Annotated in this window: 12 protein-coding genes; 8 read left to right on the plus strand and 4 right to left on the minus strand. The window is 59.9% G+C overall.

What is annotated here, in order from left to right; genetic code table 11:
• Positions 1–163: 163 nt before the first annotated feature.
• A complete protein-coding gene (locus AC3ZVB_RS28295; RefSeq protein ID WP_490148401.1) occupies positions 164–1381 on the minus strand; it encodes an MFS transporter in 1218 nt (405 codons plus the stop codon).
• A 71-nt stretch (positions 1382–1452) separates the two neighbouring features.
• Positions 1453–2202: a hypothetical protein gene (locus AC3ZVB_RS28300; protein WP_490148402.1), complete on the minus strand. Its 750-nt coding sequence runs from the start codon at positions 2200–2202 to the stop codon at positions 1453–1455.
• A 192-nt stretch (positions 2203–2394) separates the two neighbouring features.
• Here AC3ZVB_RS28300 and AC3ZVB_RS28305 point away from each other — a divergent pair, with 192 nt between their 5' ends.
• The 3 genes from AC3ZVB_RS28305 to AC3ZVB_RS28315 are packed head-to-tail and all read left to right on the plus strand — an operon-like array spanning position 2395 to position 5075.
• Positions 2395–3696 (plus strand): MFS transporter, encoded by a 1302-nt coding sequence (locus tag AC3ZVB_RS28305; RefSeq protein WP_490148403.1) that lies wholly within the window; start codon positions 2395–2397, stop codon positions 3694–3696.
• 56 nt (positions 3697–3752) lie between these two features.
• The gene (locus AC3ZVB_RS28310) at positions 3753–4574 is read left to right on the plus strand and encodes an aldo/keto reductase (RefSeq protein ID WP_162441006.1); all 822 of its coding nucleotides are present in this window, start codon (positions 3753–3755) and stop codon (positions 4572–4574) included.
• A 30-nt stretch (positions 4575–4604) separates the two neighbouring features.
• A complete protein-coding gene (locus tag AC3ZVB_RS28315; protein ID WP_194692450.1) occupies positions 4605–5075 on the plus strand; it encodes a DUF1810 domain-containing protein in 471 nt (156 codons plus the stop codon).
• On the opposite strand, the gene AC3ZVB_RS28320 is transcribed toward AC3ZVB_RS28315, so the two are convergent.
• Positions 5040–7400 carry a DNA polymerase II gene (locus AC3ZVB_RS28320; RefSeq protein ID WP_490148404.1) on the minus strand — a complete coding sequence of 787 codons (2361 nt, stop codon included), beginning with the start codon at positions 7398–7400 and terminating at the stop codon, positions 5040–5042. The genes AC3ZVB_RS28315 and AC3ZVB_RS28320 overlap by 36 nt on opposite strands.
• A 456-nt stretch (positions 7401–7856) precedes the next feature.
• Here AC3ZVB_RS28320 and AC3ZVB_RS28325 point away from each other — a divergent pair, with 456 nt between their 5' ends.
• Positions 7857–8297: a CBS domain-containing protein gene (locus tag AC3ZVB_RS28325; protein WP_162441009.1), complete on the plus strand. Its 441-nt coding sequence runs from the start codon at positions 7857–7859 to the stop codon at positions 8295–8297.
• Between the two features lie 98 nt (positions 8298–8395).
• Here AC3ZVB_RS28325 and AC3ZVB_RS28330 read toward each other — a convergent pair whose 3' ends face one another.
• Positions 8396–9019 carry a glutathione S-transferase gene (locus tag AC3ZVB_RS28330; RefSeq protein WP_162441010.1) on the minus strand — a complete coding sequence of 208 codons (624 nt, stop codon included), beginning with the start codon at positions 9017–9019 and terminating at the stop codon, positions 8396–8398.
• Positions 9020–9177: 158 nt separating this feature from the next.
• Here AC3ZVB_RS28330 and AC3ZVB_RS28335 point away from each other — a divergent pair, with 158 nt between their 5' ends.
• The 4 genes from AC3ZVB_RS28335 to AC3ZVB_RS28350 all read left to right on the plus strand — a co-directional run.
• Positions 9178–9699 carry a DUF3455 domain-containing protein gene (locus AC3ZVB_RS28335; protein ID WP_162441011.1) on the plus strand — a complete coding sequence of 174 codons (522 nt, stop codon included), beginning with the start codon at positions 9178–9180 and terminating at the stop codon, positions 9697–9699.
• A gap of 144 nt (positions 9700–9843) precedes the next feature.
• Positions 9844–10371: a sigma-70 family RNA polymerase sigma factor gene (locus AC3ZVB_RS28340; protein WP_490148405.1), complete on the plus strand. Its 528-nt coding sequence runs from the start codon at positions 9844–9846 to the stop codon at positions 10369–10371.
• Positions 10368–11087 carry an anti-sigma factor gene (locus AC3ZVB_RS28345; RefSeq protein ID WP_490148406.1) on the plus strand — a complete coding sequence of 240 codons (720 nt, stop codon included), beginning with the start codon at positions 10368–10370 and terminating at the stop codon, positions 11085–11087. Before AC3ZVB_RS28340 ends, AC3ZVB_RS28345 begins: the two co-directional genes overlap by 4 nt.
• A gap of 150 nt (positions 11088–11237) precedes the next feature.
• Positions 11238–11523, plus strand: a 286-nt coding sequence (locus tag AC3ZVB_RS28350) for a hypothetical protein (protein WP_490148407.1), incomplete at its 3' end; no start/stop codon positions are given.

Below are 11523 nucleotides of genomic sequence, written 5' to 3' on the forward strand. Positions count from 1 at the left end.
GCGAGCAGGCTCACTCCTACAGTTTGATCTGGGGGCATCCGAGAGAAAGTTGTCGGCTGGCAGGCCGCCATCGCCGGCAAGCCAGCTCCCACATTTGATCCGGGTACATCCGGGAGAAACGAGGTTGGCTGACAGGTAACCCTATCGCGAGCAAACTGTGCGTCTACACATGAACCCGCCGCCCCGGCTTGAAGCTGTAATGCCGATTGATCCACACCGTAGCAAACGCAATCAGCGACAAAATCAACAACGCCCACGGAAACGACATCGCCCCTGCCCGGTCCAGCAGCAAACCACCCAACAACCCACCGCCCGCAATCGCCACATTCCAGGACGTGGTGAGCATCGCTTGCACAACATCCACATTGTCACCCGCCGAATCAGCCGCTGCCGTCAGCACCAATGTGGCCGAGCCCCCGAATGAAAGCCCCCACACCGCCATGCAGCCATAAATCACCCAAGGCGACGAATTTGCCATCGCCAGCACCAGTGCCGTCAACGCAAACACGGCCAGGCTGATCAACGTCAAACGGCGCAGCCAGCGGTCGACCAGCAGGCCGATAATCCAGATCCCCACCAAGGAGCTGATGCCGAAGACTAGGAGCACCAGGTCCACCCGCTCACCCAACCCGGCTTGCTTCAGAAAAGGCGCGATATAGGTGTAAAGGATGTTGTGCCCAAGCATCCACGTCAGGACCACAAACAGCACCGGTCTTACGCCAGGGGTGCGAAATACCTTTGCCAGCGGCAGGCGTTGGGTGTCGGCCTGTCCCGGCCGGTCCGGTACCGAAATCATGATCCATGCCGCCAACACCAGCGCCAGTGCCGACATGATGCCGAACGAGGCGCGCCAACCGATCATGTTTCCCAGCCACGTACCCGCTGGCGTACCCAACGACAGCGCAACCGGTGTGCCGAGCATGGCGATCGCCAATGCCCGACCCTGCAGGTGCACCGGCACAAGGCCCCGCGCGTAACCGGCCATGATGCCCCAGGACAAACCCGCCGCCATGCCCGCCAGAAACCGCGAGACCAGGGTCAGGCCGTAATGAGTGGAAAACGTGGTGACGGTGTTGAACAGCAGAAATCCGCAGACCGTCATCATCAACACCCGACGCCTGCGCCAGCCGCGAGTGGCGACGGTCAGGGGGATGGCCGCCACGATTGACCCCAGTGCATAGAGTGTCACCAGTTGCCCGGCCCATACCTCGCTCACGTTCAGCCCCGCACCGATTTGTGTCAGCAACCCGGCGGGCAGGGTTTCGGTGAGGATGGCGATGAAACCTGTCATGGCGAATGCCAGTAAAGCGGCGTAAGGCAGTTTCTCGGTTCGGGTCGAGTGATCGATCAGCCCGCGTTCGACAGTGGCATGGTCAGTCATGACGTGTGCAGCTCCCTTTCAATCAATGCAGGCGCAGATTGTATACAACTTTGCACTCTACCTGACTCAATTCACTGCACTGGCAAAAAATTCAAAAACAGCAGACTTTGCGCGTAATTCAGGCCGATTCGGCGATACCGCTCGTCGAGCATTTGAGTGAGCAAGTCCAGCCGCGCGACGATCTTGCCGAATTCCACGGCGAAACTCAGGTTGCTGCCCTCCTCCGAGATTTCGTTGGAAAACAGCAACGGCCCGCCCTGGGGGTTCTGCCGCTGACTGAGGATCCAGGTGGCTTTCTCGATGTTGCGCGCGGCGTTGCTGACGAACGTCGGGTTGATCGCGTCCGTCATGTAGAACTCCATGCGATTGCCGTGCGCGGTCACCAGCATGCTGCCGATGGCGTAAATGAACGCGCCGACCCGGTCACCCAGAAACTCCGGGCTCATGGCGTAGCTCAACGCGGCCAGGTCTTTTTTACCGCCCAGGGTCGGCAGCGGCTGCTGCTGTTCGATGGCCATGCGCACCTGCTTTTCCGCGGTGCGCGCGTCAAGGAAGCCGGACTTTTTCAACTCGTCCGGGTTGCGCAGGTAGAGCTTGGTCATCAGCAAGTAAAGGCTGTCGAGGTTGTCACGCATGGCCAGGGTGGCCATGCGGTCGACGCTGGTCTGGAGGAATTCCTGGGGTTTGCCTTCGCGGAACTGGTCGACGATGTCCTGCCCCTGCTGCCGGCTGCAACCACTGACGAAGAGCATCGCCAGCGCGCTGAACAGCAGGCAACAACATCGGATTTGCACAGTAATGAGGGGTAACACTCGAGCCATGGATTCTGGGACTTGGGCATTGGCCGGCGGTGGGGATCGCCGCGGGCTGGCCAAGGATAGAGCCGCGAATACTGAAAAAGTGCAGTGCCGACGGTCTGTAAACGTCCGTCGGTACATCGACTCCCGGTTCTGTGTACCCTAGCCGCCGACAAGGAACGTCATCCGGCGAGCTGTTTGAAAAGAAGGGAATTCATGGGTAGCGATCATTCAGGTTTCAGGCTGATCCCCGGCATCAACCGGCAACTGCTGAAGGTGCAGTTCAGTTTTTTCCTCATGGTGCTGGGAGGTCGGTGCAACCAGTTGGCCGTGGCCTGGTGGACGTTGCAGGAAACCGGTTCGGCCGTGTATTTCGCCAACATGATCGCCTGTTCGATTGCGGCAGAAGTGCTCGCCAGGCCTTTGTTTGGATGGCTCGGCGACCGGTACAACAAGATCCTCATCCTCAAAATCGTATCGATGCTGAGCGCCCTGACCGCGCTGGTGATGGTGCTGCTGTCCGTCACAGGCGCCTTCAATCCCTGGACACTGGGCGCGCTGATGATGATTGGCAGCGCGGTGGTCGGCGTGCGCGATCCGCTCCAGGCGTCGATCATTCCGCTGTTCGCAGACGACGATAAAGTCTCCCTGGCGTTCCGCAGTAAAAGCGTCATGTACTCGTTTTCGACCCTGCTGGGGCCCGTGCTGGCCAGCGGGCTGATTTATGGGTTCGGCATTGCGTTCGCGTTGGCCGCCGATTTCTTCGCGATCCTTGTTGCCGGGGCCTTGATCGCCACGGTGCCGACGCACACAGGTGCCACGGATACGGACGCAAAAACGCGGGTAACCAGCGGTTTCAGGATGATCTGTTCAGGCTTCAAAGTCGTTTACGGCGTGAAGGTCGAGTTTTTCCTGGCGATGATTGCCATGCTGGTCAACTTTGCCCTTTTCCCCTTTTTTACTATTCTGCTTCCCCTGTACGTCAAAGACGTCATCCAGTACCCCGTTACTTACATCGGCCTGCTGGACTCGTGTTTCGGGCTGGGTATTCTGGCCGGCAGCTACAAGGTCATCGGCTGGCTCGGCGAGCGCCTACCGCGTGACCTGTGTGTGTCGGCGGGCTTTGCATTATTGGGGGGTAATTTGTTGGTCGTTGGCACCGTGTCCTCGTCGGTCATCGTTCCCCTCGCATTTTTCTGCGGCGGCATCGGCCTGATGCTGATCAACATTCCGACCTCGGCGGTGAGGTTGCTGGCGACGCCCAAGGATCACCGCAACCGGATTTTCGCCACCGTGTCGTTTCTATCTGCGGCGGCCAGCCCTTTGGGCAGTTTCGCGATGAACGGCATGATCACCACAATGGGCGTCGCGCTGACGATCACGTTGCTGGGTGCCATGGTGCTGCTGTTGTCATTGCTGGTCTTTCTGGTGCCTGATTTCAAGACGCTCATGCGCACACGCGACACGCAACTCACTGATGCGTATAGGGTCCGGTACCCCAGCGCCTTCGCTCACTGAACCTCACGACGTTAATGCTGCCGAATGTAGACCCCCAACAGTGTCAGGAGGTTTGAATGCGCACTTTGCAATTGGCCGGCGTGGATGTACCGGTCATCGGCCAGGGTACCTGGCGCATGGGCGAGGACCGATCGCAGCACGCCCAGGAAGTCGCGGCCCTGCGCCTGGGCATTGAGCTGGGCATGACCCTGATCGATACCGCAGAAATGTATGCCGAAGGGGGCGCCGAAGAAGTCGTAGGCGAGGCCATCGCCGGGCTGCGCGACAAGGTGTTTCTGGTCAGCAAAGTGTATCCGCACAACGCTGGCCGCAAAGGCATTCCCCAGGCGTGCGAGCGCAGTCTGAAGCGGCTGGGCACTGATTACATTGATCTGTATTTGCTGCACTGGCGCGGTCAATACCCCCTTGAAGAAACGATAGAAGCGTTCGAACGCCTGCGCGAAGCGGGCAAGATCGGTCGTTGGGGTGTGTCCAACTTCGATGTGGACGACCTGCAGGAGCTGAATTCACCTGCCTGCGCCACCAATCAGGTGCTTTACAACCTGGAAGAACGGGGCATCGAATTTGACCTGTTGCCGTGGTGCCAGGCACACCAGCTGCCAATAATGGCGTACTGTCCCATTGGTCAGGGTGGGCAAATGCTGACCCATACGACGTTAAAGCAGGTGGCTGCCCATCACGGCGTTACACCAGCACAGGTTGCGTTAGCATGGATTCTGCGTCAGAAAACCGTGATCGCCATCCCCAAAGCGGTCCGGCCCGAACACGTGAAACTCAATGCTCAAGCCGCCGATCTGCAGCTTGAAACCGGGGATCTGGAAGCGCTGGACCAAGCGTTTCTCGTGCCACACCGTAAACAGCGATTGGCCATGGTCTAGGCCTTCGCTGTTTCATCAGAGGGCTTCTATATGAGAAGCACTGATCCGCTGGATTCTTTCAACCTGCAACGTTTCATCCAGGCGCAAGCGCCGGTGTTCGACCACGTCCAGGAGGAACTCATCGCCGGGCGCAAACGCCGGCACTGGATGTGGTTCATCTTTCCGCAGATCGCCGGGCTTGGCGGCAGTGAGATGTCCCGGTATTTCGCCATTCAGTCCGCCGCCGAGTCAGCGGCCTACCTGAATGATCCTCTGCTGGGCTCACGCCTGCGCACCTGTACCCAATTGGTTCTGAACATCAGACAACGCTCGATTGCCGAGATTTTCGGACACCCTGACGACCTGAAGTTTCACTCATCCATGACCCTGTTTGCGCAGATCGGCCCCCCTGACAATCTGTTCAATCAGGCGCTGGATCAGTATTTCCATGGCATTCCCGATGACTGGACGCTGTCGCTGCTGGACTCAAAACAAGCCCAATTGCCCACCAATCAGGGTTGAAAAGTCATCGTCAACGAACGGCAGGATCGCGTCCGCGATCGGTTGCAGTTGGCGCGTGACGTAATGGTCGTAGTCGATGGGCGCGCTGCGGATTTCCAGCGGTTCGGGGCCGGCAACAGTGATCACATAACTGATCCAGCCGCCATTCTGATACTGCCGCGGTCGGCCTTGCTGGTCGTTGTAGTCATCGGCAGTGCGCGCTGCCCGCACGTGGGGCGGCACGTTGCGTTGATAGTCGTCGAGGGTGCGGCGCAGGCGTTTGCGGTAGACCAGGCGATCGTCGAACTCACCGGCCAGGGTCTTGCTGACGTAATCGCGCACATAATCCTGATAAGGCTTGCGGTGGAAAATCAGCGAATACAGCTCCTGCTGGAACTGTCGCGCCAGCAACGACCAGTCGGTGCGTACCGCTTCCAACCCCTTGTAGACCATTTCGTCGGTGCCATCAGCCCGCGCCACCAACCCGGCATAACGCTTTTTGCTGCCCTCCTCGGCCCCCCGAATGGTGGGCATCAGGAAGCGCCTGTAGTGGGTTTCGTATTGCAGCTCCAGCACGCTGTGCAAGCCATATTCCTGCTGGACATGTTCACGCCACCATTGATTGACGTGGTCCACGAGGGCGCTGCCGATCTGCGCGGCTTCTTCCTGGCCGTGGGCTCGGCGTAACCAGACAAACGTCGAATCGGTGTCACCGTAAATCACCGTGTGCCCCTGCGCTTCGATCAACTGGCGGGTGCGCAGCATGATCTCGTGGCCGCGCAAGGTGATGGACGACGCCAGCCGCGTGTCGAAAAAACGGCAGCCACTGGACCCGAGCACCCCGTAGAACGCGTTCATGATGATCTTCAGTGCCTGGGACAGCGGCGCGTTGTGTTCACGCTTGGCGGTCTCGCGACCTTCGGCAACCCGAGACACGATGGCGGGCAGGCAATGCCGGGTTCTGGAAAACCGCGCTCCACGGAATCCCGGCACCGAGTCTTGGTCGTCCGGATGCTTGAGGCCTTCGATCAGCCCCACGGGGTCGATCAGGAAGGTGCGGATGATCGAGGGGTAAAGGCTTTTGTAATCCAATACCAGCACCGACTCGTAAAGCCCCGGTTGCGAGTCCATCACGAAACCACCAGGGCTGGCCTCTGGCGGCCGGCCTCCGAGGTTCGGCGCGACGAAGCCCTGACGGTGCATCAACGGCATGTAGAGATGGGTGAACGCCGCCACCGAGCCACCGCTGCGGTCCGCCGGCAACCCAGTGACGCTGGCGCGCTCCAGCAGGAAGGTCAGCAGCTGGGTCTTGGCGAAAATCCTCGTGACCAGTTCGCAGTCCTTGAGGTTGTACTTGGCCAGGGCTGGCTTGTCCTCGGCGAACATGCGGTTGATTTCGTCCATGCGCTGGTACGTCGTGCTGATCGCCTTGCCTTCACCGAGCAGGGTTTGCGCGACGTTTTCCAGGCTGAACGACGGAAAACTCCAGGTCGCCGAACGCAGGGATTCGATGCCATCGATGATCAGCCGTCCGGCCGCTGCGGCGAAATAGTGGTTGCGGCTGCCATGCTCGCGCCACTGCATTTCTTCACCGCCACGCCCCAGTTTCAACGGCACCCCCAGGCGCCGGGCATGCTCGTGGAGTACGCGTAAATCAAACTGCACGACGTTCCAGCCGATGATGGCGTCCGGGTCAAAGCGCTCGAACCATTCGTTGAGCTTCTTCAACAGCAGGGTTCGGCTGTCACAGTATTCGAGCCGGAAATCCACCTCGCTGTCGTCCCCGTTGGGAGGACCGAGCATGTACACCTGACGCTCGCCGCAGCCCTCCAGGGCAATGGAATACAACTCGCCTTGCGCGGTGGTTTCGATGTCCAGGGACACCAGCCTGAGTGCGGGCCGGTAGTCGGAATGGGGTTTCATCTGCGCATCAAGCAACAGGCCGTCGGCAGTGGGGTTACCGCCGAAGATGACCGGGGCAGTGATGAAGCGCTCCATCATGTAGCGTTCCGGCGGGCGGACATCGGCTTCGAACATCTCGACACCGGCCTTGCGCAGCGCGGTTTCCAGGCGCATCAACTGCCCGTGCTGCTGGCAATACACACCAAGCACCGGCCGATGTTCGAAGTCCAGCAATGCCAATAGCCGCAGTTCGACGTTTTTCTCGTCCAAAAGCACCCGTTCAGCCTGCTCGCGCTGCTGCTCTGGAATGAACGCCACCGACGGTTGATAAGGCAGGCGAATGCGCCGGGGACCGTTGTCGGTCGCCAGCCAGAACTCGACTTCCGTGCCGGCCGGGGTATCGCGCCAATGCCGGGTCAGGACGAAGCCCTGCTGTAAATCCACCTGTGCAACCTCAATATTGATTCAGGGCGGTGATTCTACGCGTCATCGACGGGGTAGAGCTTGTGCATCGCGCATGAAGAGAGCATTGGGAAATCAGGTTACGCACCACAAATCGATAGAGCTGCGCCGTCCTTTGTAGCAGCTGCCGAGCCTGCGAGGCTGCGTCCGGCTGCGCAGCAGTCGCAAAATCGATGCACGAGTGTCATCTGACCCACCGAAGTATCTGGTTTTACGACTGCTGCGCAGCCGGACGCAGCCTCGCAGGCTCGGCAGCTGCTACAGGGATCGGGGGTGAGGTGTGAAAACGCGTTGCGTGTCCGAGAGTTGTATAGGGAGAATTTCCGTAAAAAACCGGCCCAATGACGTTTTTTGCACGTTATCTGCCGCTTTCGGTCTTGCCCTCGACGTCCGGGTCTATGATTCTTCTAGAACAACGACAACACCAGAGTAACCACCATGAAAACCGTCGCCCAACTGCTCAAGTTGAAAGATCAGAAGAATCAGGAAGTGCACCAGATCAAACCCGACCATATGGTGCTCGAAGCGCTGATGAAGATGGCCGAGAAGAACGTCGGCGCTTTGCTGGTGGTGGAGAATGACGAGGTGCTGGGCATCATCAGTGAACGGGACTACGCGCGCAAACTGGTGCTGCATGGTCGTTCTTCGGTCGGCACACCGGTTCGCGACATCATGGTGTCGCCGGTCATTACGGTGGACACCCATCAAACCGTCGACACCTGCCTGGGCATCATGTCGGACAAGCGTCTGCGGCACTTGCCGGTGGTCGAGAACGGCAAATTGATCGGTTTGCTGTCGATCGGCGACCTGGTCAAGGAAGCCATTGCCGAACAGGCTGAGTTGATTCGGCAGCTGGAGCAATACATTCGCGGCGAGTAATCAAACAAGCCAGATCAAAAGATCGCAGCCTGCGGCAGCTCCTACAGGGTGTACCCATTTCCCCGTAGGAGCTGCGGCAGGCTGCGATCTTTTGATCTTCAGTTCGGCCAATGCCGGGCAAACACCGGCGCCAGTGTCGGGTGCCGGTCGATGCGTTCAAGCCACGCATAGAACCCGGGTCGGGCACTGCGCAGATGCTCGCGACTGCCGGCCCAACGCGTCACTACCGCTGCCAGCACATCCAGCGCCCCCGGTGTTTCATCACCCAGGTACAGCTCGCCGGAGAACTGGTCCGCGAACACCTCCCAACTCCAGTGCAATCGCCGCCGCGCACCGGCCATCAGGTTCTGCCGGGACGTCTCATCCGCCTCAACCAGCCAGCGCTCGGGGTAATCGATGATGCCAATAGCCGCGTAGCAATTGCTGACGATGTAGGCCAATCCGCGAATGACCTGATCCCGCTCGGCGACATTGCCGGGCAGCAAATCCGAGGAAGGGAACGTCAGCCCCAGATGAATGAGGATCGCCGCACTCTCGGTGAGAATGCTGCCGTCGGGCAGTTGCAGCGTGGGGATCTGCTTGAGCGGGTTGAGTTTCTCCAGGGCCTTGGCCGCCTCCGGAGTGGCTTCGACGTCGATGAAGCGATAAGGAATCTCACACAATTCCAGCGCCGCTTCTATCGCCGCAGCGCCGGAGTTCTTGTGTCCGTAGAGCTGATACATACACACCTCCTTTGCGGTTATCTCTTTGTAGCAGCTGACTCTGGTGGCGCGGGAAAATTTCTTTTTTCAGCGCTGCATCCAAATCGCTGCGTGGCGGGTAGTACCTGTAGCAGCCGTAGATGCTGCCCAGCGGATTACTCATTTTCGGAGAGATACTGATGAACGCCAAACAGCTGATTTGCCTTGCCGGTTTGTTCGCCGCCGTTCCTGCAGCCTTCGCCCAGACGGCCCTGCCCGACAGCATCAAGGTTCCTGACGGCCACAAGGTCGCCATGGAAACCACCGGGGTCGGCGAGATCACTTACGAATGCCGCGACAAGGCGGGTGCGGCCGGGATGACGGAATGGGTGTTTGTCGGGCCCAAGGCCGTGCTCAATGACCGCAGCGGCAAACAGGTCGGCACCTACTTCGGGCCGCCGGCGACCTGGCAGGCCAAAGATGGCTCAAAAGTCACCGGCACCCAGCTCGCCGTTGCTCCGTCGAGCCCGGGTAACCTGCCCTATCAACTGGTCAAGGCCAATCCTGCCGAGGGTAAAGGCGCGATGAGCGGTGTCAGTTACATCCAGCGCGTGGCCCTCAAGGGCGGCGTGGCACCCGGCACCGAATGCACCACCGCCAACAAGGGCAAGCAGGAAGTGGTGAAGTACCAGGCGGACTATATTTTCTGGGCCGCCCTGTAGGCAGTCAGGCAATGCATCTGCTCGCGATAACGGACCGTCAGTCGTCCACTGTCGGATCTTGATCCGCTATCGCGAGCAGGCTCGCACACAGGTATCCGTTTTGTTTGCTAGATTGCATTCACGACCCGCTAACGGCTGAGCACAGTGTCCTTGCCCGAACCTCTTTTTGATTACGAAGCCCACCTGGCTGCCTGCGGTCGCGGTGAGCGTCAGGCCTTGCTGGATTTGTACGTGCAGGAGAGTCCGCGCCTGCTCGGCGTTGCCAAGCGTCTGGTGCGCGACACGGCACTGGCGGAGGACATCGTTCACGATGCGTTCCTCAAGATATGGACCGGCGCCGCCCGCTTCGATCCGGCACGAGGGTCGGCGAGGGGCTGGATGTACAGCGTGACCCGGCACCTGGCGCTCAATTTCATTCGTGATCACAGCCGCGAAACCCAAGGTGAACCGGACGTGCCGATCATTACCGAAGCCTTTGATGCGCATCTGCACTCGGGGCGCATTCATCATTGCCTGGAGCAACTGGACCCGGACCGGCGCAGTTGCATCGTGCATGCCTACGTTGACGGGTACTCCCACGCACAGATATCACACAAACTCGGCACCCCACTGGGTACCGTCAAAGCCTGGATCAGGCGGAGCCTGACGGCATTGCGCGAGTGCATGGGATGATCACCGGACCTGCTGACGAAACCCCGGAAGAACGCGACGAGCTGGCCAGCGAGTATGTGCTGGGCACGTTGTCGGCCGAGCGGCGAAGCGAGGTTCAACAACGCCTGCGCGACGATGCCGAGCTGCGCACGGCGGTCGACACTTGGGAGCGCCGCTTGCTGGGGTTGACCGATCTTGTCGAACCCACGACACCGACGGCTCACCTGTGGCCGCGTATCGAGCGCAGCGTGGCAGCCCTGGAGCCGCGCCCTCCGCAGCCAGCGGCGCAATCCCCCTCCTGGTGGAACCTGTTGCCCTTGTGGCGCGCACTGGCCGGCGCCGGGCTGACGGCCACGTTACTGCTCGGAGCGTTGCTGCTGACGCAGACCACCGTCAAACCGACGTATCTGGTGGTGCTGGTGGGCCCTCAGGACAAGGCACCTGGCTGGGTGATCCAGGCCAGCAACCCGAGGGAAATCCAGCTGATCCCACTGGGCGTAGTGGAAGTTCCGGCCGACAAGGCGCTGGAGTTCTGGACCAAGGCCGAGGGCTGGCAAGGGCCGGTGTCGCTGGGGCTGGTCAAGCCGGGGCAGACGTTGTCGGTGCCGCTGGACAAACTGCCGCCGCTGGTTCCCGACCAGCTGTTCGAACTGACACTGGAAAACCCCACTGGCTCACCGATCGGCAAACCCACCGGACCGATCCAATTCATCGGGCGAGCAGTGAAGGTGATCTGACCGCGATCGAATCATCACGACCGAATGAGGTACGGCGCGCGACCTATCATTGCCATTGATATCCACCATCATGGCAATGAAGTTCTCATAAAAAATCCACGGCGTAACATCAGCTCCATACCAACCAATAACACCCCGGAGCACACTCTCATGAAACGCCAACTCTTCCTCAGCATCGCTTTCTCGGTTTTCGCAGTTAACGCTTTCGCCGCTACTTCTGCTCACCAGACTGTCGCTGAAGGCGGCTCGGATCGCCTGATTGAAAGTCGTGTGGCTGAAGGTGGTTCCGACCGTCTGATCGAACGCCGCGTCGCTGAAGGTGGTGCCGATCGTCTGATCGAACGCCGCGTCGCTGAAGGTGGTGCCGATCGTCTGATCGATCGCCGCGTCGCTGAAGGTGGTGCCGATCGTCTGATCGAACGCCGCGTCGCTGAAG

This window comes from Pseudomonas sp. MDV22-iso1 (assembly GCF_058145095.1).

What these genes read in the sequence shown, in the direction of transcription:
- AC3ZVB_RS28305 (WP_490148403.1), top strand. Translation starts at nt 2,395, where the DNA reads ATGGGTAGCGATCATTCAGGTTTCAGGCTGATCCCCGGCATCAACCGG.
- AC3ZVB_RS28315 (WP_194692450.1), top strand. Translation starts at nt 4,605, where the DNA reads ATGAGAAGCACTGATCCGCTGGATTCTTTCAACCTGCAACGTTTCATC.
- AC3ZVB_RS28325 (WP_162441009.1), top strand. Translation starts at nt 7,857, where the DNA reads ATGAAAACCGTCGCCCAACTGCTCAAGTTGAAAGATCAGAAGAATCAG.
- AC3ZVB_RS28295 (WP_490148401.1), bottom strand. Translation starts at nt 1,381, where the DNA reads ATGACTGACCATGCCACTGTCGAACGCGGGCTGATCGATCACTCGACC.
- AC3ZVB_RS28330 (WP_162441010.1), bottom strand. Translation starts at nt 9,019, where the DNA reads ATGTATCAGCTCTACGGACACAAGAACTCCGGCGCTGCGGCGATAGAA.
- AC3ZVB_RS28300 (WP_490148402.1), bottom strand. Translation starts at nt 2,202, where the DNA reads ATGGCTCGAGTGTTACCCCTCATTACTGTGCAAATCCGATGTTGTTGC.
- AC3ZVB_RS28335 (WP_162441011.1), top strand. Translation starts at nt 9,178, where the DNA reads ATGAACGCCAAACAGCTGATTTGCCTTGCCGGTTTGTTCGCCGCCGTT.
- AC3ZVB_RS28310 (WP_162441006.1), top strand. Translation starts at nt 3,753, where the DNA reads ATGCGCACTTTGCAATTGGCCGGCGTGGATGTACCGGTCATCGGCCAG.
- AC3ZVB_RS28345 (WP_490148406.1), top strand. Translation starts at nt 10,368, where the DNA reads ATGATCACCGGACCTGCTGACGAAACCCCGGAAGAACGCGACGAGCTG.